Annotated in this window: 29 protein-coding genes; 3 read left to right on the forward strand and 26 right to left on the reverse strand. The window is 47.7% G+C overall.

What is annotated here, in order from left to right; genetic code table 11:
- Window positions 1-218: 218 nt before the first annotated feature.
- Window positions 219-1,424: an MFS transporter gene (locus tag MKX98_RS19635; RefSeq protein ID WP_259445221.1), complete on the forward strand. Its 1,206-nt coding sequence runs from the start codon at window positions 219-221 to the stop codon at window positions 1,422-1,424.
- A 91-nt stretch (window positions 1,425-1,515) separates the two neighbouring features.
- On the opposite strand, the gene MKX98_RS19640 is transcribed toward MKX98_RS19635, so the two are convergent.
- The 3 genes from MKX98_RS19640 to MKX98_RS19650 all read right to left on the reverse strand — a co-directional run bounded on the left by MKX98_RS19640 (window position 1,516) and on the right by MKX98_RS19650 (window position 5,430).
- Window positions 1,516-1,752, reverse strand: a complete 237-nt coding sequence (locus MKX98_RS19640; RefSeq protein ID WP_339218008.1) for a sigma factor — start codon at window positions 1,750-1,752, stop codon at window positions 1,516-1,518.
- Between the two features lie 78 nt (window positions 1,753-1,830).
- A complete protein-coding gene (gene cysI / locus MKX98_RS19645) occupies window positions 1,831-3,555 on the reverse strand; it encodes an assimilatory sulfite reductase (NADPH) hemoprotein subunit (RefSeq protein WP_194543240.1) in 1,725 nt (574 codons plus the stop codon).
- A 36-nt stretch (window positions 3,556-3,591) separates the two neighbouring features.
- Window positions 3,592-5,430 (reverse strand): assimilatory sulfite reductase (NADPH) flavoprotein subunit, encoded by a 1,839-nt coding sequence (locus tag MKX98_RS19650; protein WP_339218009.1) that lies wholly within the window; start codon window positions 5,428-5,430, stop codon window positions 3,592-3,594.
- A gap of 249 nt (window positions 5,431-5,679) precedes the next feature.
- Between MKX98_RS19650 and cdaS the strand changes: the two genes are divergently transcribed.
- Window positions 5,680-6,297 (forward strand): sporulation-specific diadenylate cyclase CdaS, encoded by a 618-nt coding sequence (cdaS, locus tag MKX98_RS19655; protein WP_194543242.1) that lies wholly within the window; start codon window positions 5,680-5,682, stop codon window positions 6,295-6,297.
- 159 nt (window positions 6,298-6,456) lie between these two features.
- Here cdaS and bshB2 read toward each other — a convergent pair whose 3' ends face one another.
- The 9 genes from bshB2 to MKX98_RS19700 form a co-directional block, all read right to left on the reverse strand.
- Window positions 6,457-7,113 (reverse strand): bacillithiol biosynthesis deacetylase BshB2, encoded by a 657-nt coding sequence (gene bshB2 / locus MKX98_RS19660; RefSeq protein WP_113061801.1) that lies wholly within the window; start codon window positions 7,111-7,113, stop codon window positions 6,457-6,459.
- A gap of 22 nt (window positions 7,114-7,135) precedes the next feature.
- A complete protein-coding gene (locus tag MKX98_RS19665; protein WP_071218620.1) occupies window positions 7,136-7,480 on the reverse strand; it encodes a YojF family protein in 345 nt (114 codons plus the stop codon).
- 102 nt (window positions 7,481-7,582) lie between these two features.
- On the reverse strand, window positions 7,583-8,074 hold the full coding sequence (locus tag MKX98_RS19670; protein ID WP_194543243.1) for a DUF523 domain-containing protein: 492 nt from the start codon (window positions 8,072-8,074) through the stop codon (window positions 7,583-7,585).
- Between the two features lie 134 nt (window positions 8,075-8,208).
- A complete protein-coding gene (locus tag MKX98_RS19675; RefSeq protein ID WP_339218010.1) occupies window positions 8,209-9,003 on the reverse strand; it encodes an AraC family transcriptional regulator in 795 nt (264 codons plus the stop codon).
- A 188-nt stretch (window positions 9,004-9,191) separates the two neighbouring features.
- A complete protein-coding gene (locus tag MKX98_RS19680) occupies window positions 9,192-10,280 on the reverse strand; it encodes a Gfo/Idh/MocA family oxidoreductase (RefSeq protein ID WP_071218625.1) in 1,089 nt (362 codons plus the stop codon).
- A gap of 14 nt (window positions 10,281-10,294) precedes the next feature.
- A complete protein-coding gene (locus MKX98_RS19685; RefSeq protein WP_194543245.1) occupies window positions 10,295-11,242 on the reverse strand; it encodes an AraC family transcriptional regulator in 948 nt (315 codons plus the stop codon).
- A gap of 30 nt (window positions 11,243-11,272) precedes the next feature.
- On the reverse strand, window positions 11,273-12,274 hold the full coding sequence (locus tag MKX98_RS19690; protein ID WP_194543246.1) for a Gfo/Idh/MocA family oxidoreductase: 1,002 nt from the start codon (window positions 12,272-12,274) through the stop codon (window positions 11,273-11,275).
- Window positions 12,275-12,432: 158 nt separating this feature from the next.
- Window positions 12,433-12,957 carry a YfiT family bacillithiol transferase gene (locus MKX98_RS19695; protein ID WP_339218011.1) on the reverse strand — a complete coding sequence of 175 codons (525 nt, stop codon included), beginning with the start codon at window positions 12,955-12,957 and terminating at the stop codon, window positions 12,433-12,435.
- Between the two features lie 60 nt (window positions 12,958-13,017).
- Entirely contained in the window at window positions 13,018-13,998 is a 981-nt protein-coding gene (locus MKX98_RS19700) for an aldo/keto reductase (RefSeq protein ID WP_194543248.1), read from the reverse strand.
- A 113-nt stretch (window positions 13,999-14,111) separates the two neighbouring features.
- Here MKX98_RS19700 and MKX98_RS19705 point away from each other — a divergent pair, with 113 nt between their 5' ends.
- Window positions 14,112-15,539 (forward strand): PLP-dependent aminotransferase family protein, encoded by a 1,428-nt coding sequence (locus tag MKX98_RS19705; RefSeq protein ID WP_339218012.1) that lies wholly within the window; start codon window positions 14,112-14,114, stop codon window positions 15,537-15,539.
- A 115-nt stretch (window positions 15,540-15,654) separates the two neighbouring features.
- Here the strand turns inward: MKX98_RS19705 and MKX98_RS19710 are convergent, their stop codons facing one another.
- From MKX98_RS19710 to MKX98_RS19775, 14 genes are all read right to left on the reverse strand, one after another.
- Window positions 15,655-16,563: a hypothetical protein gene (locus tag MKX98_RS19710; protein WP_339218013.1), complete on the reverse strand. Its 909-nt coding sequence runs from the start codon at window positions 16,561-16,563 to the stop codon at window positions 15,655-15,657.
- Complete coding sequence (locus MKX98_RS19715; RefSeq protein WP_194543251.1) at window positions 16,560-16,925, reverse strand: glyoxalase superfamily protein; 366 nt, start codon at window positions 16,923-16,925, stop codon at window positions 16,560-16,562. The genes MKX98_RS19710 and MKX98_RS19715 overlap by 4 nt, the downstream gene beginning before the upstream one ends.
- Window positions 16,926-17,102: 177 nt before the next feature.
- Complete coding sequence (locus tag MKX98_RS19720; RefSeq protein ID WP_220684828.1) at window positions 17,103-17,738, reverse strand: DedA family protein; 636 nt, start codon at window positions 17,736-17,738, stop codon at window positions 17,103-17,105.
- 18 nt (window positions 17,739-17,756) lie between these two features.
- Window positions 17,757-18,998 carry a glycosyltransferase gene (locus MKX98_RS19725; RefSeq protein ID WP_220684827.1) on the reverse strand — a complete coding sequence of 414 codons (1,242 nt, stop codon included), beginning with the start codon at window positions 18,996-18,998 and terminating at the stop codon, window positions 17,757-17,759.
- 22 nt (window positions 18,999-19,020) lie between these two features.
- Window positions 19,021-19,557: a phosphatase PAP2 family protein gene (locus tag MKX98_RS19730; RefSeq protein ID WP_194543254.1), complete on the reverse strand. Its 537-nt coding sequence runs from the start codon at window positions 19,555-19,557 to the stop codon at window positions 19,021-19,023.
- On the reverse strand, window positions 19,557-20,174 hold the full coding sequence (locus MKX98_RS19735) for a VTT domain-containing protein (RefSeq protein ID WP_194543255.1): 618 nt from the start codon (window positions 20,172-20,174) through the stop codon (window positions 19,557-19,559). The genes MKX98_RS19730 and MKX98_RS19735 overlap by 1 nt, the downstream gene beginning before the upstream one ends.
- 341 nt (window positions 20,175-20,515) lie before the next feature.
- Window positions 20,516-21,163, reverse strand: a complete 648-nt coding sequence (locus MKX98_RS19740; protein WP_339218014.1) for an HAD family phosphatase — start codon at window positions 21,161-21,163, stop codon at window positions 20,516-20,518.
- A gap of 30 nt (window positions 21,164-21,193) precedes the next feature.
- Entirely contained in the window at window positions 21,194-21,355 is a 162-nt protein-coding gene (locus MKX98_RS19745; RefSeq protein ID WP_339218015.1) for a zinc ribbon domain-containing protein, read from the reverse strand.
- Complete coding sequence (locus MKX98_RS19750) at window positions 21,306-22,004, reverse strand: YjjG family noncanonical pyrimidine nucleotidase (RefSeq protein ID WP_339218016.1); 699 nt, start codon at window positions 22,002-22,004, stop codon at window positions 21,306-21,308. Before MKX98_RS19750 ends, MKX98_RS19745 begins: the two co-directional genes overlap by 50 nt.
- Window positions 22,005-22,029: 25 nt before the next feature.
- On the reverse strand, window positions 22,030-22,263 hold the full coding sequence (locus tag MKX98_RS19755; protein ID WP_339218017.1) for a hypothetical protein: 234 nt from the start codon (window positions 22,261-22,263) through the stop codon (window positions 22,030-22,032).
- Window positions 22,264-22,272: 9 nt separating this feature from the next.
- Entirely contained in the window at window positions 22,273-22,857 is a 585-nt protein-coding gene (locus MKX98_RS19760; protein ID WP_259445218.1) for a GNAT family N-acetyltransferase, read from the reverse strand.
- A gap of 121 nt (window positions 22,858-22,978) precedes the next feature.
- Window positions 22,979-23,458 (reverse strand): GNAT family N-acetyltransferase, encoded by a 480-nt coding sequence (locus tag MKX98_RS19765; protein ID WP_339218018.1) that lies wholly within the window; start codon window positions 23,456-23,458, stop codon window positions 22,979-22,981.
- A gap of 15 nt (window positions 23,459-23,473) precedes the next feature.
- On the reverse strand, window positions 23,474-23,944 hold the full coding sequence (locus MKX98_RS19770) for a hypothetical protein (RefSeq protein ID WP_339218019.1): 471 nt from the start codon (window positions 23,942-23,944) through the stop codon (window positions 23,474-23,476).
- The gene (locus MKX98_RS19775; RefSeq protein ID WP_339218020.1) at window positions 23,889-24,197 is read right to left on the reverse strand and encodes a class I SAM-dependent methyltransferase; all 309 of its coding nucleotides are present in this window, start codon (window positions 24,195-24,197) and stop codon (window positions 23,889-23,891) included. Before MKX98_RS19775 ends, MKX98_RS19770 begins: the two co-directional genes overlap by 56 nt.
- Window positions 24,198-24,285 lie beyond the last annotated feature (88 nt).

Here is a 24,285-nt window from a genome sequence, read left to right on the forward strand (position 1 = left end):
AATCATATACAATTTCGATTATTGAAGGCACTTCCTGCTCATGAACAAATGCAGGAGGTGTTTTTTTGCGAGAGAAATGTAGATGAAACAAAAAAATGATTGATTATTAATAGACAAAATATTATTATGTCTATGTATAAAACAACGAAATGCGCATTCGTTTGTTTTTACGCTATCCGATCTGTAAAGTACAGACCTCGAAAGGAGACTCTTTTATTTTGCTTAACAACCCCTATGTTCGAACGATTGTCTTGTCACGCGTTCTCTTGAATCTTGGCATTTGGGTTCGTAACTTTGCCATTCTTCTATACGTTACCGACTTGACGGACAATAATCCTATGTATGTATCCCTCATATCCGTAGCCGAATTTGCGCCGATTTTCTTGTTTGCCTTCATCGGAGGTACTTTTGCGGACCGCTGGCGGCCTAAGCGTACCATGGTCAGTTCTGATGCATTGTCTGCGATATCGGTATTTCTCGTGCTGATCGCCGTTCATAACGGGTCGTGGCAGGCATTACTGGTACTTACGTTCTTCTCAGCCGTCCTGTCCCAATTCTCTCAGCCTTCAGCGATGAAGCTGTTTAAACAGCATGTCCCCGCTGAACAGCTGCAATCCGTGATGGCCATGTTTCAATCGATGGTTGCCTTCTTTACGGTGATCGGCCCAATCGCCGGTGCATTTGTATATCAAACGTTCGGCATTGAAGTATCGCTGGTCGCAACAGGAGCGTTATTCCTGGGTTCTGGATTGATTCTGACTTTGCTGCCCCGTGATATGCAGAAAGAGACACAATCCAAGCAGCAGAACCTGAAACAAGAGCTTATCGAAGGCCTTCGCTATGTATGGAGTAATCATACGCTCCGAACCCTTGCCGCGACCTTCGCCGCGGCTGGCTTGGCAGCGGGACTTATTCAGCCGCTCGCGATATTTGTGACGATTGAGAACCTCGGTCGGGATAAGTCATTCTTGCAATGGCTGTTAACGGTCAATGGAGCGGCGATGCTCGTCGGAGGAGGCTTCGTCATGGCATTTGCCAAGAAAATCCCCCCTCAAACCTTACTAGCACTCGGTCTGAGCGTTAGTGCCGTCGGGACCCTTGGTATTGGCTGGTCAACCAGCGTCATCTTTACGATGCTCCTTCTAGTGATTAACGGATTCTTTTATCCCACCATACACATTGGAATCAACACCATGATCCTAAACAATACGGAAGGGCCATATATTGGTCGGGTCGGCGGCGCCCTAACCCCGATTTATATGGGAATGATGGTGCTGGGCATGTCGATCGGGGGATTGCTCAAAGACCAGCTGTCCCTGTTCGTCGTTTATGCGGCTAGCACACTCTTGTTCCTGACTGGTTCGGCTCTGCTGCTTCCATTATTTAAAAAGAGAAAGAGCACGGCCGGCGTATTGGAGCAATGAACAACAAAAAAGAGCCGCCTCACATTTCAAGAGGCGGCTCTTACTTAACTAGAGACCGTGTAGCAACTGGCGGTCATGTCGTCTTATTGTTTCAGGCTCGGATGATCCAGGCTTTGAATGCCTTCCCTTCTTTTAGCGTTGATCGCTTGACCCATGCTCTGCACGTCATCTCCTGAACCGCTTCCAGCGCATCATATCGGTTCCGCAAGTAACTGTAAGCTATATGGGTCAGTGTTTCCTTGTGTTCCATAATGGCCTGGTAAAAATCGGTCTCATCATCCGTTTTCGTCAGTGCCACCTTTTTCATCTCTGCTTGGGAGCCCATCATGATCTCCTAAAGTGCTATAAACAATAAAACCGAAGCTCTTCTCAAGAAGAACTCCGGTTTGTTGATAATTGAGTATCATTATGCGTGAAATTGTTGTCCGTCCAACACTTCCTTCACATAGCCGGCCCGGATCACAAAGTCACCGAAATGCTCGCCCTGCTCGCGTTCTTGTGCATATTGCTTCATGAGGGGACGAAGGGAATCCAAAATCTCGGCCTCTCCGATGTTTTCCTTATACAGCTTGTTCAGGCGATGTCCGGAGAAACCGCCACCCAGGTACATGTTATATTTGCCAGGCGCCTTTCCGATAAATGCGATTTCAGCCAGCATCGGTCTGGCGCACCCATTCGGGCACCCAGTCATTCGAATGACGATATCCTCTTCGCGAAGTCCGTTCTCTTCCAGGATCACATCGATTTTATCCAATAACGTCGGCAGATATCGCTCGGATTCGGCCATAGCCAATCCACATGTCGGTAAAGCTACGCATGCCATGGAATTTCGTCTCAGGGCAGAATAATGATTACCGTCCGTAAGTCCGTAACGCTTGATGAGGTCTTCAATCTTTTTCTTCTTATGGCTGCTGACATTGGCGATGATCAGATTCTGATTGGCCGTCAGACGGAAGTCTCCATTATGGATTTGAGCGATTTCGCGCAGCCCTGTCATCAGCAGGTAATCGGATTCGTCTTTCACACGTCCGTTTTGGATGAACAGTGTAAAATGCCATTTGCCATTGCTGCCTTTAACCCAGCCGTAGCGGTCTCCGTTATGATCAAAATGATACGGTTTTGCCTCCTCCAGCTTCCAGCCCAGACGGCTGGTCAGCTCGTTGACAAACCAGTCGATACCGCGATCATCAATCGTATATTTGAAACGAGCATGCTTGCGCACCGCGCGGTCTCCGTAATCACGTTGAATCATTACCGTCTTCTCGGCCAAGTCAACGATCTGCTCGGGTTTGCAGAAACCAATGACTTTCGCCACTTGAGGATAGGTTAACGAATCACCATGCGTCATCCCCATGCCACCGCCTACCGAAACGTTAAAGCCTTTCAATTGTCCATCCTCAATGATGGCAATGAAGCCAAGATCTTGGGAAAATACATCAACATCATTGGATGGCGGCACGGCCATACCGATCTTAAATTTCCGCGGCAGGTACACCGGGCCATAGATCGGCTCCTGCTCCTCTCCCTCTTGCAGGCTGTCTACAATCTTCTCGCCGTCCAGCCAAATCTCATGATAAGCACGCGAGCGCGGATCGAGATGACTGCTAAGCATTCGTGCCCATTCGTATACCTCCGAATGAATTTCGGATTGATAGGGGTTCGGGTTGCACATCACGTTCCGGTTGACGTCGCCGCAAGCAGCCAATGTGCTAAGCATGGCTTCATTCACTTCTTGAATGGTGCTCTTCATATTCCACTTCAATACGCCATGAAGCTGAAAGGATTGGCGGGTGGTCAAGCGAATCGTCCCGTTGGCATACTTTTGGGCTACACGGTCCATCATCAGCCATTGCTCCGGAGTCACGACTCCGCCAGCGGCGCGAACACGCAGCATGAACTGGTATGCGGGTTCCAGCTTTTGCTTATGCCGTTCGTTACGCAAATCCCGGTCATCCTGCATATAACTGCCGTGAAATTTCATCAGCCGGTTATCGTCTTCCGGAATCGACCCCGTTATGCGATCCTCTAAGGTCTCTACAAGACTGCCACGCAGATAGTTGCTTCGACGCTTGATGTCCTCAACATCACTATGCGGCGCACTATGGGGTGATACTAGATTATTATCAGACATGTTCATTTTTCTCCTCTCGCAACCACAGGGGTGATCTTAATACACATCCCGCTGATAACGTTTCTGTTGCTGCATGAGCGTCAAATATTCCGCAGCTTCTTCCGGACTCATCCGGCCTTCTTGTTCGAGAATAGACCCCAACGCAGAATGCACATCATGAGCCATCTTCTTCTCATCGCCGCAGACATAGACGCAAGCTCCTTCTTGGAGCCACTGATATAGATCCTTGCTCTTCTCCAGCATGCGGTGCTGTACGTATACTTTTTTATCCGTATCCCGTGAGAAAGCAACATCCATGCGCGTCAATACTCCATCCTTCAACCAACGCTGCCATTCAATCTGATAGAGGAAGTCCGTCGAGAAATGCTGGTCTCCGTAGAACAGCCATGATTTTCCTTCTGCCCCCGTCTCTTCCCGTTCTCCCAGAAAGGCTCTGAAAGGTGCCACGCCTGTACCGGGTCCGATCATAATGATCGGGGTGTCCGGATTCTCGGGCAGCTTAAAGTTCGGATTATGCTGAATGTATACAGGCAGCGTATCGCCCGCTTTCAGACGTTCCGCCAATTGCACGGAGCATACGCCGTAGCGGCGGCGGCCATGTGCTTCATAACGCACCGTTCGAACGGTAACATGAACTTCATCAGGGAAGGCTTTGGAGCTGCTGGCAATCGAGTACAATCGAGCAGGAATTTTGCGCAGTATGGATACAAAATCGCTTGCCGCCACTTGCTGCAGGCCATAATCCTGTACCAGATCAAGCAAATCCCGTTCCTCGATATAAGTGCGCAATTCTTGCTCATGACCTGGCTCCAGCAATGTCCGAAGACCTCCATTCCCTGACATTTTAACCACTTGCTCGATCAGTGGTTTCGTGAGAACGGTAATCTCGTAGTGACGGAGCAAGGCATCCCGAAGAGCTCGCGCTTCACCTTGTTTATTAATAACGACCACTTCATCCGCATTCCATCCCATTGCAGCGATGAGGTCATCCACCAGCTGCGGATGGTTTTCCGGATAGACTCCTAAGCTGTCGCCCGGCTCATACTGCAGATTCGATCCTTCAAGAGAAATTTCGATATGACGAGTTTCACGGTCGGATCCTCTTCCGTTCAAATTCAGGTTCTCGAGAATTTCCGCTTGAAATGGATTGCTTCTCGAAAATTCCGATTCCGTACTATCGCTCAGGGCTACCGCACTCCCATTTTCGACAACGGATGATCCCGCTCCAGCTTCATTCAACGATAGAAGAACCTGATTCATCCATTCTGCAGCCGACTCATCAAAGTCCACATCGCAATCGACTCTTGGCGTCAGCCGCTTGCCGCCCAATTCCTCGAGCCGTTTGTCGAAATCTTTACCCGTTTGGCAGAAAAATTCATACGAGGTATCCCCCAGCGCCAGTACGGAATATTGAAGATGGTCTACCTGAGGTGCTCGCTTGCTGTGCAGAAATTCATAGAATGGTATAGCATTATCCGGCGGCTCTCCCTCTCCATGCGTACTGACGATTATCAGGAGATTCTGCAACTTCTTCAGGTTATTGGGTTTAAAATCGCTCATAGAAGACATCGTGACCTGCAGGCCAACCTCTTCGAGCTTCTTGGATAACTTTTTCGATAATCCATGACCATTGCCTGTCTGTGATCCGTACAGGACTGTGACTTCTTTAGTAGCCGTCGCCACCGGTGCCGATGCGGCAGCTAACGTGTTCGCTTGTGGTGCTGCCGCAACTGCTGCTGCGGCTTCCGTTCCCTGTAACGCAGCGATGAATCCGCTGAGCCAGGTCCGCTGGGATTCCGTCAGTGTAGGCAGTAGGCGGTTCAGCAGTTCCACCTGCTCCTGATTAAAAGGACTGTTCATTACTTGAAGTTCCAACAATATCCACCTCTCAAAAGCGCACATTATTAATTCCTACTATTACGATACAATTAATTTTATTACTCCTCTGAACCTATCACAGCTTACCTGAACCGGTCAATTACAATGTTCTTATAGCATTTATCAGTTTTACTAATAAATCGATTTTCCGGGCTTTACTACAAGCGAAACCCGACCCTGTTTACGATAGAGAATATCGATATCTCCGAATGGCAATGATACCAATCATAAGGAGGAAGATTTCGGATGTTAAATCATGATTGCAATTTTACGCCGCTGAAAAACAAATTGAAGGAACAGCTCACAGATATCACAAGGCAATTACAGCATATCATTCTCAATTTGGACCAGGACAGTTCATGTCTGCTGGGTGAGCTGGATCATGTCAGAACAAAATTTTTAGAAGCAGAATCGATTTCTTCTACGTATTATCTCAATTGTTTTCTCTTCCCCTTCACCAGCAAATATCAAGAAATCGCGAAATCCATATATCATCTCAGTCAAAAAAAACGGGGTGCGCTCATTGTGATTCAACGGGAAGATGGACTTGATTCGTTAATGACGCCAGGGATTCCCTTGTCCGCAGAAATCACAAGTCCCCTGCTTGAATCCATCTTCGTTCCAGACAGCCCGCTGCACGATGGAGCCGTGCTTGTACGTAAAGAGATGATTATTTCCGCCGCGAACGTGTTGCCTTTAACAGCCAAAACGTATGGGGATCGTAAGCTCGGCACGCGTCACCGTGCAGCCATTGGCTTGTCCGAGATCAGTGATGCCTTGGTCCTCGTTGTATCGGAGGAGACGGGCAAGACCTCCTTCTGCATGAAGGGCACCCTCTATCCTTTATCCATCAGCAGCCCCTAATATCTAATGCTTAATCGTAGAGCCTCCTAGATAGCAAATGAAGTGAAATCTTCCCTGAAGGCTGTCATCTTCAAACAAAGCACTCGATTCCAAACCATGCAAAAGAGCCGCAGATGCTGATTCTGCGGCTCTTTTTATGGATCATCCCATGGTGGGATTTTATGCAAATGTATAGGTCCAGAAACGTTCCGTACCGAAGCGCTGTTCCACTTCCTTGGCCTTCATCTGTTTCTTGCCTAGCAGCTCTGCTGCCTGGAATTGAGAGCGATGGGCTTGAATGGAGTTCAGCTTCTGTACCATGAACATGGATACATCTTGATAAACATCCGGTTTACCCAATTCTTGCTCACAATTGTTGGAGAATGCCAGACATTGAACGACAGGTCTATCTCCTGCCGGCATCCGCTGAATCGTGCGGATTACGGCCGCGCCCGTTGCGTCATGGTCAGGGTGGACGCTATATCCAGGGTAAAACGTGAACACCAGCGATGGCTTTATCTCCTGAAGCAGAGAGGCAATCACGCTATCCAGCTTATTTTGATCCTCGAATTCAATCGTTTTATCATGGAAACCAAGCAATCTCAAATCCTGTATGCCTATAGCTTTGCAGGATTCCTCCAGCTCTGCTTTGCGAATGGTTGGAAGGGTGATACGGTTCGCAAACGGTGGAATGCCCATATTACGGCCCATCTCCCCAAGCGTTAAGCAGGCATAGGTAACATGAGCGCCTTCCATAATATATTTAGCCAGCGTACCGGACAAACCAAATGCTTCATCATCCGGGTGCGGCAATACGACCAGTATGTTTTGCTCCATCAATCCTCGTCTCCTCTCTCTATTAAAAAGGCTCCCGGCTCAACTGCAAAGCGACAACCAGTTTGCCCTGACTGTCATGACCTGCCATAATCAGCCGGTCGGTATCCGTCTGTTCGAAATGGGTGAGTCCTTCGGTATATACCCAACCCTGACTCATTTTCAATCCAACCCGATAGGGTCCATTGCCGGATATCGAACCGTGGCTGTAACGAATGATTGCATTCGTAATAAAGTTAGCCGCGGGATGCTTCGTGCTGTCATAATGGGCAGCATAAGCGCCTGTCGTCATCTCAAGATGAATATATAAATCCTGGTCCTTCAATTTATCAATCATTTGTTGTACTTCGGTTTGATTTATGAGTTCCATAGTTCCCTCCAATATAAAGAATCACAACATGCAAGCAGTCGATAGGATCATTCTATCATAATTTTAGAGCAGGACGAAAATACATAAACCAAGACGCATGATTTATCTCGCAGTAAAAAGCGTGGCGTATTCCGGTTGTACTGCATATGCATTAAGCTCATGCTCCGAAATAACCGTATAGCCTTCCTTGCGCAGCAGAGCCGTTGTCACGCCATAACCGGCTGTTTTCTCATTGGCAAATTCTCCATTATAAATCATGGAGCTTCCGCAGGAAGGACTGCTCTCTTTTAATACGATCAGCAAAGCTCCGAGCTCTTGTGCCATTCGAAGCGTTTGGTATGCACCTTTTATATACATCTCGGTCACGTCTTTCCCGGATAGCTCAACCACTCTAGCATGCCCTGCCAATACATCATCTCCGTTTCCTCCAACGATCTCCGCCGGCTCCCGTGGAGTTGAGAATCCGCCAAGCAGTTCGGGACATACGGCCACGGCTTTCTTTGCTTCAACCAGCTGCTGAATATTCGTATCCAGGCTGTCCGTAGCGTTATAACGAACCTTCAAACCGGCTAAACATGAGCTTACAACAATCACAAAGGCCACCTCAAATCTCTCGTTCTTACCTTTTTACTACCTACTACTGCCTAAGCCGTTTGCACTTATTTTAGTATCAGGAATCGGAACTCAAATGTCAACGAAATGCATAGGGCACCGATCATATCCCTCATCTAACGGATCATGGGAGCAACCCTTTTGAGGAAGTGATTCATTAATAATGGCAAAGAAATCAATATCGGCGGATCATCCAGCCGGGGAACATGCAAAGTTACATGAAGATGCGGAGTCTTAGCGTTTGGGGTAACGATAATAGGTTCCTTCGAACGGGTACGCAGTGTGGTAGACTTTGGAAGCAAAAAATCGACCGCCTGCATGCCCCATGGTACCGAAGTAGCCATCAGATAATACGTTCCGGGACTGACGTCGCCGAACCGAAACGAGCCGACGGAAGGTAACAAAGTTCCGTATAACGGAAGCCCTTCGGGAATCGGCTTGGCAAACAGCCCGATCAAGATCACGCCCTGAAATGGAGCCATTGCCTCTATCGTGCCTTCTACTGTCAGATTGGGATTCTCGACCGGTATGGAGTCACGCCAGCTGTTCAGTTTCTGCAGGGATGACAAATGCTCGTCCGCCTCTTCCTTCGAGTTTCGAAACTGGGAAGGGGTCACGCCTACTCTTTCCGTGAAGCGTGTCGTAAATGTGCCCAGACTCTGCTGACCGATCTCCATGGCGATATCCCGGATACTCAGATGTGTATGTAATAGCAAATCCTTCGCCTTCTCCAAACGAAGCGAGGACACGTAATATAATGGTGGCAGTCCGATTCGATCCTTAAATATACGTGAAAAATGATATGGGCTGTATCCTATGTAATTCGCCAGTGTTGATAACGGAAGGGGCTCATAAATATTGTTGTGAATATACGCGATTACCTCATCGATTTCAGCATATCGATCAGTCATCAGGTCTGCACCATCCTTCATTCCGGATATTATGTATGGGGCCATTCCAAAACGTTCGAGGAACAATTGTTCGCATTCATACTATCATATCCATCTAAAAAATGGAAGCTTTATATGTTAAAAATATCACCTCGCATGTATAATCATGCACATAAAAAAGCCGCGCTGCAAGCGCGGCTTTCTCACTATCAATCCAAGTCCGGAATATGAATCTCAACCTCTTTTTTGCTCTGGGAAGAACGCAAAATACCGTCCAGAATCGCTTGATTCCGAAGCACCTGCTCTCCCGGGATCGGCGCCGGCTTGCCTTCACGCACAGCGCTTACGAAATCCTTGATTTTCTCCTGGAATACGTTAAGCTCATGATGGACCAGCGGTATGGCGCTTTCGGTATGATGACCTTGGATATCATGGAACATGGAGATTGATCCTACCTTCCCGTCCCACACACCGCTCCAAGGGCCTGAACCTGCCGGGGTAATCTTCATGCCCGCATCCGTGCCCAGGAACATCGTCGCCCCCAGGGTATCCATATGCATAGCCCATGACGTTTTGAAGTTAAGCACAAGGTCTCCTTCGAATCGAATCATCGCTACGCCGAAATCCTCAACATTAAACGCACTGGATTCGGAGTGGTATTTGGGATTTGTTCCAAAATAATTCGATGTATACGCGGATACCGTTAACGGCTTGGGATATCCAAGCGCGTTCAGGGCCATGTCCAAGGAATAACAGCCAATGTCCGCCATGGCGCCTGCCCCTGAAATCTCCTGCCGGACAAACGTTCCACCCGGCATTCCACGGCGGCGGCCGCCTCCGGTTTCCACATAATACACTTTTCCTAGCTCGCCCTTTTGAATCAGATTCTTAATGATGCCCATATTCGGATCATAACGCGGCTGGAAGCCGACGTTGAGCATATTCCCGGTTTTTTTCGAAATCTGAACCATCTCGATGGCTTCATCCAACGTGACCGACATCGGTTTCTCGAGCATTACGTGTTTGCCCGCTGACAGCGCATCAACCGTGGTGCTATAATGCGCAACGTTTGGCGTACAGATGCTCACGCCATCCAGGTCGAGATCCAACAATCTGCGGTGATCATCAAATCCGATCGCTCCCTGAAGCCCCCAGCGCTCAATAAATTGATCGGCTCTGCCGGGTAAAATATCAGCTACAGCGACAATCTGCACATCGTCGATTTGTTTATAATATTTTGCATGCTCCCCCGCAATGCCGCCGCTTCCAATAATTCCAATTCGAATGGTTTTGCTCATGGCTGATACTCCCCCTACAATTTCACATTCATTGCCCGATATGTTGATGGCGTATATCCATATCTCTTTCGAAATACGGTATGCAAATAACTTCCGCTTGAGAAGCCTTCGTGTATTGCGATTTTATCAATCGACCAATTGGTATCGATCAGCTTCCTGCATACGGCTTCAAGGCGGACATGCTCCAGTATTTCGCTGAAGGACTGCCCTTCCGCTTGCTCCTTGAATATTCGCTGCAGCTGTCTTGAGCTGATATGCAGCTTCTCCGCGACGTCATCCAATACAACCTCTCCCGAAGAGTTCGCATGAATATACTCCAGTGCCAATTGATAGCGGTAAGCCTTCATATCCCGTGAAGGCAGTTCCGCTTCCGATGGCTCGGATTCATATGCGCGTACAGCGCGCAGCAGTATCTGAATAATGCACTGCTTAATCGTTGTATACAGACCCGAATACTTCTCTTGAGAAGCCTGATAAGCCTCAAGGAAATAAGGCATCGCACGATGGATATCCATCGTTGGCTTCAGCGGTAATCCTCTCAGCTTCTCCATACAGTCATCGGCTTCCGCCATTTCCCATGGATCCGAAGGAGGCAGTGCCGGACTCTCATGATCGGATACCTCATCGCGCGGAATAATGTCCACGTGCAGACATAATTCATCCATCGGCTCCGCTGCATCCGCCTCCTGATAATGAAGCACATTCGGACCTGTTAGATAAAACATGCCTTCCCGCAGCGCATAAGGCTCTTCTTCCATAATAACGCTCCCCTTGCCGCGGGGTATGAAATGAAATTCATACTCCGCATGCTTATGGAAAGAGACAATCTTTCCTGGCGGAAAGGTGGTGAGATGAAACCGAAGAACACGGATCTCATAACGTCCCCAATAAACTCTCAGGTCAAGTCGCTCCAAGGCATCCTGCCGATCTTTCATCAATTCGTATGGAAAATGGTTATTCATCCTGATGCATCATCCCTGTATCTTATGCTCTTATGCTTGCAGTTCATCCAAGCGAATGGCGCGATGCTCTTTGGCCGAACGGTTGGAGGCTTCCATCAGTTTGGTTAATTCAACCGCATATGCGATATTTTCCTCTGCAATGGTATCTTCTTGAATATGGGAAATCCATTGCTCAAATGCACTTGCACGATTGGCAGGCACCGGCAGCTCTACCCAGGCATCCTTGTACTCTTCTTTTTTCGTTGAACGAATAAGAAGTTTGTCGTCAGGCGTTCCGTACAGAATCGTTCCGTCCGTACCATGAATTTCAATTGTAAATGGCGAGAAGTTGTTTACAAATCCGGCTTCAACCACACCGACAGCTCCCGTAGCCGTAGAAAGCGTAGCAACGGCGTTGTCTTCCACCTCTTTACCCGTGATGTATCCGAAATTCGCATGGACATCAACCGCTTCTTCACCGAGGAACAAGCGTGTCAAATACATCGGATGGCATCCCAGATCGATTAATGCGCCTCCACGACACTCCTCCAGGCTGTAGAAATGCTCAGGCAGCCAACCGGCAGTCGCGCCATTATGAGACAAGCGTACACGAACGAGTGTTACGGTGCCAAGCAGCTCTTGCTGCAATACCTCGCGGATCGCCAAGGTATAGCCGTCATTCAGCCGCGGTAGCGATACCGTTAATTTGACCTGGTGCTCATTCACGGCATTGATGATATCGTTGACCTCTTGCAGGGTGGCCGCAATTACTTTTTCCGTGAATATGTGTTTGCCTGCCGCCGCAGCTTTCAACATGACTTCTCTGTGCATGGATGTCGGAGCATCCACGATCACGGCATCGATATCGTCACTTTGCAGCATGTCGTCCAGGGACTCATAAAAAGGTACGCCTTGCTTCTCTGCAGCTTCTCTTCCGCGCCCCGGGTTCTCATCCCATACCGCTACGATTTGAGCATCCGGATGCTCCTGCGCTTGTTTCGTATAATCCCACGCGTGTACATGCCAATAACTAATTTTTCCGATTCTAATCATTCTCGTCACCTCAGTATCTAATATTAAGACATCATGCCATTAATCTATCACACGAACCGCCCGATTCACAGTGTAAAATTGCGACAATCAAGTTAGATATCACGACATGATGGCAAACAAAAACTCCGCCAGTTGACGGAGCAGAATCATCTGAAAACTCACAGTTTCAAGCGTTCTCTTGCAGTTGTGATATGTGCAGTATGATGTTTACCGTGCCAGGCGTACATGCCCGTTGCGTATTCCAGGCTCGTTTTTCGCTGGTTCTCGGGGTGATAGAACGTTCTGAGATAGTCCTCGGTATTCATGATGTCTAATAAAGCGACCCATCTGGCGTGTATGCCATCAATCAAAACGAGTGAAGCATCAACATCCGCCGTCATTGAATCCTCAAGGGCTGCCCACTTCTGCTCGTCATAAGGCTTAACCGTTGGGTTGTCTTCCGTCAAAGCAAGTTTGAACCGGATATAGCTGTTCATATGACTGTCGGCCAGATGGTGAACGACCTGTCGGATGCTCCAGCCTCCATCTCGATATGATAAATCCAGCTGTTCCTGGCTTAGCCCCTGCACGGCAGCCCTCAGTTTCTCCGGCAGGCTCTTAATCTCTTGAATCCAAAGTTCCCTCTGTTCAGGCGTCGATGGCCCTTCCCATTCAAATTGTCCTATCGGGTATCTCAAGTCCATATTCCCTCACTCCTAGACCATCATTTTTTGAATCATTCGTACAGTAATGATAATAGCATTTTACAACGAGCCCATTATATCTTCAATTTCGTTTATTTGACCGTCCGATAGTGGTCCGAAAAGAGCGGCCCCAGTCAATTCCTCCACTTGCTTCCTCGTTTTAAAACCCGGAATCGGGATCGCGACGTGGCTTCGCCCCCAAATCCATGCCAGCGCCCCTTGCACCAAAGTCCGATCTTCACTGGTTAAAATCTCTCGAACCGCCTCAAGTTTAGCCAGAAACGATGGTACCGGTTTACCATCCTTGAAATAGGAAACCCAATCGTGACCGCTCCCCCTTACATCTTGATCACTGAACCTGGAGTCATGGTTGAATTTCCCGCTTAAGAGCCCCATAGCCAAAGGTGTATTATTGATGCTTGCTAAACCGTAACGCTCACAGAGGGCAAGCATCTCCTTGTCGTCACTGAGAACATTCAGCACATGTTGAATTGCCGCGGCTTCCGATTTTCGAGCAAACCATTCGGCATTGGCCACATCCCATGTACTCCAGCCATATGTTCGGATCAGCCCATCTTGACGAAGACCGTTCAAGGTATCAATCACCGACTCCACCTCGCCAAGACTTAATCCGCCTACATGAATTTGATAGACATCGATATAATCAGTGTCCAGGCGTTGAAGTGATCGCTCGCAAGCGCTGCGGACATAATCCGCTGAAACATTGTGACGAGTGAAAACCTCCTTTGTTGACTCATCATACGTAAAACCGAATTTGGTGGCAATCACCGCATCCTGCCGCCTTCCCTTTAACGCTTGGCCCAGGACCCGTTCACTATGGCCCGTTCCGTATACATCTGCAGTATCAAAAAAGTTAACGCCCCGTTCCAACGCAGCGTGAATCCCCGCTATGGATTCGCGTTCATTCACCTCTCCCCATCCATCCGCCAAGCCGTCCAATGTAAATTTCCCGCCTATGGCCCAGCAGCCCAGACCGAGCGGACTTACCGATATTTGCGATCTGCCTAACATTCGTTTCATTGTTATATTTCCTCCCTTTTCGAATCAGTTCGTCATCATTATAATAAGGAGAATGGTCTCTGATGAGATCCAATGATAACGAATTTGGAGGAACCATTTAGAGGAGGGATACGGTGTACGGCATTCAGATCGATCGTGAATCTAAACTGACGGTAACCCGTCAGATATGTCAGCAGCTGCGAAGGATCATCGAATCGGGACAACTGACAGCCGGAACTCGTCTGCTTCCTACGCGCGTTCTGGCAAAAGAATGGGGGATTGCGCGCAATGTCGTCATTGAGGTATATGAGCAGCTGACGGCTGAAGGATATCTGGAGGGGCGTGTAGGCTCCGGCACCTATGTAGCGGAAGGTATCATCCCCGTTCCCAATCCGCGTACCGCTCCCTCTTCGAGCAAGCAGCCGTTCCAGGGGCAGACAACCACTCAGCATGAACACGTCATTGATTTTGCCACGGGCGTTCCCGATCGCAACATGTTTCCACGACACATCTGGGCCAAGTATTTGAAAGCAGCCTCTGAATCTTCCGAATATGAAGACCATGATTACGGTCACATCAAAGGGGATTCGACGCTGCGCTCTGCCATCTGCGACTATGTATTCCGGGCTAAAGGCATCCAATGCTCACCCGAACAAATTGTGATTGTGTCCGGTGCCACTGAAGGGTTCCTTCTCCTTGCCAAATCGTTATCTTCCAAGTTTCATTCCATCTATATCGAAGACCCGACAATCGATATTACCCGGGATATTTTTCAGACGATGAACTATAATCTTGTTCCGGTCGAAGTTGATCATAGCGGTATGCGCGTCGACGCCTTGTCGAGTATAGCTCCAGGTCATCTGGTTTTATTAACGCCATCACATCAATTTCCAACCGGCAGCGTATTATCCATTCAGCGGAGACATCAGATCATAGGGATGCTGGAGGAAGCCGACTCTTTCGCTATCGAGGATGATTATGACAGCGAGTTCCGGCTTCGAGGGATCCCTGTGCCTCCTCTACAGACGCTGTCGCCTTCAAGGGTTATCTATGTAGGAACATTCAGCAAAACGCTGTCGCCCAGCCTTCGGATCGGATTTATGATTGTACCACCGAGTCTAAGCGATACCATTGCCGAAGTGAAAGATAAATTGAATTTACATACTCCGTACATCATTCAAAAAGCATTAAGCCAATTCATGTTGGATGGGTATCTGGAACGGCATATCCATACGATGAAGAAAATGTACAAGAAACGGCGCAATGTCATGACGGAGCAGCTTCAGGACTTATTCGGAGCAGATATTTCCGTTCTCGGCGATGATGCGGGAATGCATCTACAGATTATTTTCCATCCACAGCCCTACGCCCTTCTTCCATGGAATGACACGGCTTCCTATGGGTTCCGTGTTGAGCCTGTATCGAATTACAGAATTTCATCCTCTAGCCCCCTCTGTACAACCGGTATCGTGTTAGGTTATGGAAACCTGTCATCCGAAGAAATCGAGGAAGGATTACGCCGACTTTACTTGTTTGCTTCCTCTTGCAAGACACTCACTTAAATATCGACATGTTATGGATTTTATATGGATTCATGCTTTCACCCACTACATTAAAAAAATGGCTCGTCCGCTGTATGGGAACCGAGCCATTTCTGTTTTATCCAGGAATCCGATGTCAAACTCCCTCAATCCGTTCAAAATTACGCAGCGTCCGAAGTGCATTCCATGTCAGAACGCCCTTCCATTCCTCCTTGGCCAACGGCCATACCTCTTCGTACTGGTACCAGCTCCAATTGGGCTCCCAGGCACCATCTTCCCCTTGATTCCCTATAAGCTCATCCAGTTCCAGCGGAAGAAGCTCGCGGTATTTAGCAAAATAGGGCGAATCCGGCGAATCCATAATGCTGAGGGGCGTTGCTCCGTATCCCTCGCGGCTGCCAGGATCCCTGCTTATGCAATGATCCATGAAGACCTCAAGTGTTTCTCCGATCTCGGACGCCTGTTCTGTTGACAATCTTTCGTTCAAACGCAAATAACAAAACAATTCATGCATTTCATGAAGATCGCTGGATTGTTTCAGGTAGTTCACAGCATAATCAATCCTTGATTCCAAAAACTCCAAAGGGTATAACTCCCGCTCGTCGATAAAATAGGCGATAATATCCGCATTCGGATTTCCCCAATGATCTTTGAAGGCACCATACTGCCACCATATCGCCCTTGGAGACTGCTCGGCTTCCTTAGGGATGATATCCCACCCTGACCGTTCTGGTACATAGGAATGCTCGAGAAACTTTAAAGCGGATATCACCCGTTCGTTCCGCTCCGGATGATCTGGATTCAAGCGAAGAATCTCCAGCGCTCTGGTTGTTGCCAGAGCAGATGACTCTCTGCACCGAAGATCAGGTTCAAGTCCATGACCATATCCACCGTCCTCATTCTGATAGCTATCCAACTCAGTCAACACGTCCGTAAACGACCCGTTCTCGAAATCATACCGGAACAATGACCGTTCAAGATCCCTGGCCCGGTGCAGCATATATTGCCTGGCTTGTTCAAATCGCATCCTGTTTAGCTTCTTCACTTGGGTTCCAACTCCTCGTAAAAAGTGATTCGGTTGCCGAATGGATCTGTGACACATAGCTCTTTGCTGTTCCATGGCGCAATCTCTATCCCGGGTCTGGAATACGGATAGTTCTGGTTTAACAGCTGTTCGTGAAACCCCTCAATCCCCGCCATCTCCACGCGAATGGCTGCTCCCGGGGAACAGTCACCGTAATGCTCCGTCAAATGAATCGTTACCGATTCCTTTGATATTTGCATGTAAAGCGGTGCCGTTTCATCAAAGCGGTGTTCCCAATCCAAAGTAAAACCAAGATAGTGAATATAGAATTCCCTTGCCTTCGGTTCATCGAACACTCTGAATAAAGGTATGACTTTGCTCATGGTCTGCCCCTAACTACACCCGTATTTTTTCTAACTCGTTATGTATGCGCTGCCGTTGACTTATTTAGAATATATCATAAATTCCGCCAGGCTCGTCCTAAATCTAAAAACCCAGCACAGATCCATGCATCCACATTGCTGGGCCATCTTTTGCAAGTATTCATTTTAATTATATCATTATTCATTCCTGGTCACTTTGGCCAACTTCTTGGCCTTCTCGCGTTTTATACGACTCCACACCAGCAAAACGACAAATGAACTGGCCAGGCAAATGAAGATCACTTTCAAATAATGCTCCACCACGTTCAGAATGTACTGCCACTGCTCGCCGAATATAAAACCAATGCTGAAAAAAGCCAATACCCATGCAGCCACGCCCGTATATCCATACAGCCACACCGTCCGATAGGGAACCCGAATCATGCCGATAAAATACCCGATAAACTGCCTGACCCCGGGTATGAAAAAACAAATAATGAGCAGCTTATTTCCATATTTGTTGTAATAGACCTGCGTCTTCTCTACAAGGGACGGCTTGATAAACAGCCATTTTCCATATCGCTCGATAAGCGGCATCCCGAGTTTGTATCCCAGGATATAGGTAATGGTTAACCCCATGGCCGCTCCCATAAAAGCAGATCCAACTGCAGGAACCATATCGATAATTCCTTTATAGGTTAAAAAACCGGTATAGGTCAATGTGCTGTTTCCAGGAGGAATTGGAAGAGCAATAAAATCAAGGGGGAGCCCAATCAATAACACTAGATAACCATATTGTTCAAATAACTGCTCAACCAATTCAAACAAATTCATGGGGAAAACTCCTTCATCTTACCGATAACTGTCATAGTAGTGTTGTAGCGTCTCATTCACATAAACTTCTCTGTTCAGGACCTCGTAGGGCACCGGATTCACCTCTTCAGACCATTCACGGGAAAAGCGCTGATTCTGCTGTATATCCATCAGTCTTGTCAGGACCAGCAAAGCCGAATCTTTATGCGTGTTCAAGGCGGCCTGTCGTTTCATCTCTCGCAACAAGGACGGACTCTTAATTAATGTCAGCAGTTGATGCTTCAATTCACCGGCCATGGCCTGCCGTGCCACGCCTATTCCAACCAGATAATCCGCATTATCCTGCTCTTGGCCTGGCAAGGGTTTTACTAACAGCATCGGCCGCTCCATCGTTAACGCCTCGGAAATCGTGAGTCCTCCCGGTTTTGTCACCATCAGGTCCGCTATCGCCATCAATTCATGCATGCGATCCACATAACCCATAACAGTGATTTGCGGATGACCAGCAAACTCCTCCAGCAGAGCTTGATACAACTTCATATTACGGCCGCACACGACCATAAACCGAACATCCTCCGGGTATGACCTTGATTTCAAGAGCTCGATAATTTCTTTATCGATCATCCCTTCTCCGCCGCCCATGATCAACACAACCTGCTCGGATGGACGCAAGCCATAATGAGCTCGGAGCCGTCCGGGATCCATTGGCTGACTATACAGCGGATTGACGGGGATGCCGGTTACAGAAATCTTTTCGCTTGGCACGCCTTTGCGCTCCAACGCAACCTGCACCACATCGGAACCAACCATGTAATAATCCGTATGAGCGTGTATCCAGTAGCTGTGATCCGTATGGTCCGTCATGACGGTTGCCGTCGGTACATTGGTAAAGCCCATCCCTTTCAGCAGAGACATCCCTGCTGCTGCCGGCGGAAACGTGCTGACCACGATAGCCGGATTTTCCGTTTCCAGCATCGTGCTGAGCTTGTGAAGACTGAAGGTGCTGAAGCGTTTCAGCATATGGATGAGCGTGTTTTCCTCGCGCGTTTTTTGAAATAAATAGCCGTAAACGGATGGGAAATGTTTCATCCACTGCATAAAGAAAAACTGACCGGCCACATGCAGCCGCGGATGGGTTAACTCCATATAATCAATGACTTTAACGCGCAGATGAGGGTAGTTTCTTTTTGCTGATTCCACAATGGCCTTTGATGCCTGGTTGTGACCCTCTCCCAGACTTCCGGTTAATATGATGATTTTTTGCTCATATATGGATCTCATGAATATTACTCCTTATCTAACGTTATGTGATTCCAATGACATGCATCAGGTAAACGACCAGCCATCCTGAACCGAATCCAATCAGACTGCCTGCGAGACAATCCGTCGGGTAATGATATCCCCAATAAATACGGGATAGACCGACCAGCACAGCCAGGATAAGCAGCAGTATCGTCGGCAGCGGTGATACCAGAAAGAGCAGTGGTGTAATCACGGCAAAGATCGCTGTGGTATGTCCTGACGGGAATGAATAGTCCTTCAATGGGAAATTTCCGATCTTCACCTGCTCCAGAACCCGGAATGGGCGATCTCTTCTGACGATCTTCTTGATGAGGACAACAATCAGATGGCTAACGGTTAAGGCAATGGCACTCTGATATGCCGTTATGTCCCATGCTTCAAACGCTGCCCAGGCGATGAGCAGTGCACTCAGGATCGTGAAGGTGGCTCCACCGAGATGGGTGATACCTCCGAACAACCGATCAAAAGCTCTGTTGCTGATGGTCTGGTTGCACCAGACGAATACCCGATGATCGAATCTCCGCAATCGTTCTATCATTACTCTTCACCTGCCGTTACATCCGTCGATTCTGGTGGACCCTGCACAACAGGGACTTCCGCACGTTTCTTCTTGCGGTTCTTGATAAGACGCACTGTCAGCCAGATCCCTCCTATCAGAGCACCTACAGACAGTAGAATGATCGTAAGTACACCGTCCACCATATGCTCTGCAGCACGCCCGTACACGTAGAACAGGATACCTACGGTATAGAACTTCACGGCACGCCCGAGGGCTGCGTAACTGAGTAGTTTCCATAAAGGATAACTCATACAACCGGAGAGGATGGTGAAGATTTTGAACGGAATCGGCGTAAACGCACCGACAAGAATAGCGGCTTCCCCATGCTTGGTGAACAATGTGGTGGCCGAATCGTACCATTTTTTCTTCATGATCTTGGTTAAGACCAAATTTCCGGAAACCTTGCCGATTCCATAACCAATCGGCGTTCCGATCAGGCAGCCGACAAATCCGATCGTGGCAAGCCAGATCGCACGGTCTGGACTCAATGCACTTAAAGACAATTGCGAGAAAAGAGCCGGAATCGGAAAAATAATCGCATCAATCATAGCATGAATAAATAATCCGATATCGCCTAAATTACGTAAAAAATCCATCTGGCCTTGTCTCCTCTGCTAGGCTTCCTACTTGGCAGCCCGTATGCTGTGCGATATCGTTGGTTACGTTTAAAATCAATTTCATCCGTTCACATTCCTCTCCGAAATCATGTTAATGAAAGGATATCATGATTGGGAAAGGATGACTTCCGTCTTCAGACGATAATGAACCTAGACTTAGGTCTAGATACTAATAGTAGATATAATATAGTAGATATAGTAGATATAGTATAAACGAGTTTTATGATCAATAAGTTGAGTTTATAACCATTTGGACCAAAAACAAAAAAAACAGCTTAGCCGCAATGCGCGGCCAGGCTGCCAAGTTCTAAGACCATGTGCTATTCAAATTGACAAATTTGCGGGACTTCTCGGACCGAGTTCACCACATGATCGGCTTGCGATAAGTCCTGATTCCCCGAATTCGGGTTCACGAAGCCGATGCATTTCATGCCAGCCGCCTTCGCTGCAGCAACGCCGTGCCTTGCATCCTCAAGCACCATGCAATGCTCCGGATCCACACCGAGCAATTCAGCCGCCTTCAGATATACATCCGGCGCTGGTTTTCCCTTCTCCACTTCTTCACCGCTCACAACGCATTGAAAATGATCCAGGAGATCAAACTTACGCAAAACGGCTGAAATAAATACAGGTGGCGATGAAGATGCTATAGCCGCCGGTATGTTTCGTGCTTTAAGCTCCGCAAGGAGCTCCCGTATGCCATCAATAGGCTCCATTTCCCGGGAAGTAAGCATTTCAATTTTATTGGACAATTGGTATTCAATGATTTCCGAAACGGATTGGGTAAGCTGATGTTCATCCTTAATGGCTGCCCACATCTCCGGATTGGTCATACCTACATACTGCTCCAGCTGTTCATGGGTTATCGCCGATCCGTAGTAGTTCATCACCTGAATATCGACTTCAAAGTGAAGCGGTTCACTGTCAATAATAACCCCATCCATGTCAAAAATAAATGCCTGTATCATGTTCAAACTCCTTTGATGAAATGTTTTTAGTTAACGCCAGATTATATCGAGTACCGTTCCCAGCACTCCGGATTTATGGCCTCTGAGGACATCGGGATTGAATACTTCGACGAAGCCGCATCGGGTGCAGGATACAAAGAGATCACGCAAATGAAATGATATCGTGCAGCTCCATAAGGGAATGAATCTCATATTTAGGTTGAATGGCTGTCGGGTTTGCCTTGCGCAGCGGGTTATACCAGCAGGTGTCGATCCCGTAACGAATACCTCCTTGTATATCGGAAGTTAATGAATCACCAACAATAAGAACCTCGCTCTTGTCGGGATGGTTCAACTTATCGAAGGCATAATCGAATATGCCTTCGTGAGGCTTTTGGGACCCTGCATCCTCTGAAACAATGATGCATTCAAAGGAATCGCATAACGGCGACCGGCTAATTCGGTTATACTGCACCTGCTTAATTCCGTTCGTAATGATCGCCATCCGTTGACCGCGCTCGGTCAGTTGTCTGCACAGCTCTTCCGCCCTTTCCATTAGGAAGGAGCCTTGCCCTAAATATTTTATGTAAACATCGCTAAAGGCATCGGCATCCAAGGCGCACGTAATGCCGTGTTCTGCCAACAAACGCTCAAATCTGGCTGTACGCAATTCACACTGTGTAACCTTCCCCTGCTCAAAATCACTCCACAACTGCTGATTAATGCGTCTGTAGCTGTCTACGATGGCATCCGTGCACTCCTGACCAATTTCGCCAAATACGCCGGATAACGCAAAAGCCTCCGACTTGGCATAGTCGTATAAGGTTTCATCTGCATCAAATAAAATAACGTTGTAACGCACGGCTGCCCTCCTTACATGCTCACCCTTATTCCAATCTGGATTGTTGATTTAATTCCCGAATCTTCTGCCTTTGTTGGTGCTTTAGACGATCCCTGTTACTCTTTACCAGCTCCGTTAGACGAACAAGTATTAACAATAACAATGTAATGATTACCCCTACTGCCAGTATTATCATGACCCATTCGTCTACTCCGAAGAGCATAAATAGAAGCAATTCGATCAAAATAAAGAACCCTGCACCCAAAGCAAGCTGTTTCATAATACCTCCTTAACTCTCTCTTCGGAGTTTATAGAGATGATGCCGCTCCTGCTCAAGCTCAATTTCGCCCACATACTTAAACCCGCATTTTTGGATCACTTTATTGGAGGCATGATTATGAAGAACGGCTAATGCACTCAGCTCGCGCTCGCTTGTATTTTGGAACAAAAACTGGATTAATGCCCTTACAGCTTGGGTGGTATATCCCTTATTGTAATGCTGATTCGAGATTCCGTACATAATTTCTCGATTGGGCTGGGGCAGCTCCTCTTTAGGACCTGTATTGCACCAGCCGATACATTCGTCTGTTTCTTTCAAGACCATGGCTAGTCGCAGACGAAGCTGTCCCACATCCCCGCCGTTTTGAACAGCCTGCAAGAACTGCCGATTCTCCACAATTTCATAGTTGGTTAACCATTCAAGCCGCTGTTCCCTGGGTACATCCCAACCGGGCAGGAACTGTCTGATCTCCGGTTCATGCGTGATCTTAAAGATCGCATCAACATCTTCCACCATATATTCCCTGAGCAGGATGTCCTCACATTCAATTGTAAAGGGTATTTCTTGAGCATCGATATTTATCTTGTGGTTCAATTTAGCCTCCTGTATTGATTTGCTTATGTTCCCTGGCCCATGACGATGTCATCAATTGACTGGTCCGAGTATAAGTATCGTCAGGCTCAACAGTTGAGCGGCTTTGAATATTCCTTCCAGCTCAGACCAAATTCAGGCTCATCTGAATGGTAATCATCTTCTGATCATCATCTAACGTCGTAATACGGACATCGTAGGGCTCAAAACCAAGTTTATGATAAAAAACAAGCCCTCTGGAATTGGTATTATGGCAGCTAAGATAAAAGCGAGTCATTCCATATTTCTCTTTGGCTATATCCATCATGGTCTGTAACAGCTTCTGTGCGGCTCCCATTCCCCTATGCGACGGAGCAACAATAACATTGCCAAGCCACAGAGATTGATCAATATCCTCATAAAAATTTGCGTAAGCCACTACCTGCCCACTAGATTCTTCAACAATAACCGTGGGATCATATCGATTTTCCAGCAAACTCAAGACTTGCTCCGGCGTCCAAGGGAACTCCGATCTGGGACTAACATAAAACAGCTCCTCTGGCGTCTGAGGAAAGCTGCATATCGTTGATAAATCCTCGTCTGCCAGCGGTCTATGGATGTACATAATACAAGGTCCTCCTTACATCATATTTCGTGCAATATACATCCCTCTTCCAATCAAGCCTTCTGGATCGTGCTCCACGCGAAGGCCCGCTTCCTGGAATGCCTCGATCATCTCTTTCACGGTAAAGAGCCCCAAGCGATGCTCCTCCGTATAATGCTCGATTCCATGCTCGCTTCCAAACAAATACTCCATTTTCATGATCGAAATATCGCCTTCGCGGTCCGAATGGGACATCCTGCTCATATGGATCCCGCGACGCTCGGTCATGATCGTGTCCACTCTTCCTGTGGTCCAGACATCCGGTGTCAGCCACGGCTCAACCAGAATGACACCCTCCTCGTTCAGATGCTCCTTAAACTGCGTTAGGGTCTGCACCAACATTTCCAGCGTTTTCACATACCCGATGGAGCTGAACAGACAGAGGATCACATCATATTTCCGGTCCAAGCGAAAACGGGTCATGTCGGCCAACCGAATAATGACCATCCGGATTTTTCGACTTCGCGATCGAAACGAATTCCGGATTTAAATCGATACCATCGATCGTATAGTGCTGCTTTAAGAAAAAGGCGTGTTCCGCGGTTCCACAGGCAACGTCGAGTAAAGTCCGGTAATCCTTACCCTGTCTTCTAATATATTGCCGGACCTGCTGCGCCTCCTGCTCATAATCCTTAAAGCTGTAAATCACGTCATAATATTTCGACGATAAATCAAACATGGATACACCAACTTTTCGCATAATAAGTAACCTTCATGTCTTTATCTGCAGCCAAATAAGAGTTCGTAAGCTATAAAGACCCCTACTTAGATAACATCATCTAAAGTCG

It is taken from the genome of Paenibacillus sp. FSL W7-1332, assembly GCF_037969785.1.
GTDB lineage: Bacteria > Bacillota > Bacilli > Paenibacillales > Paenibacillaceae > Paenibacillus_AQ.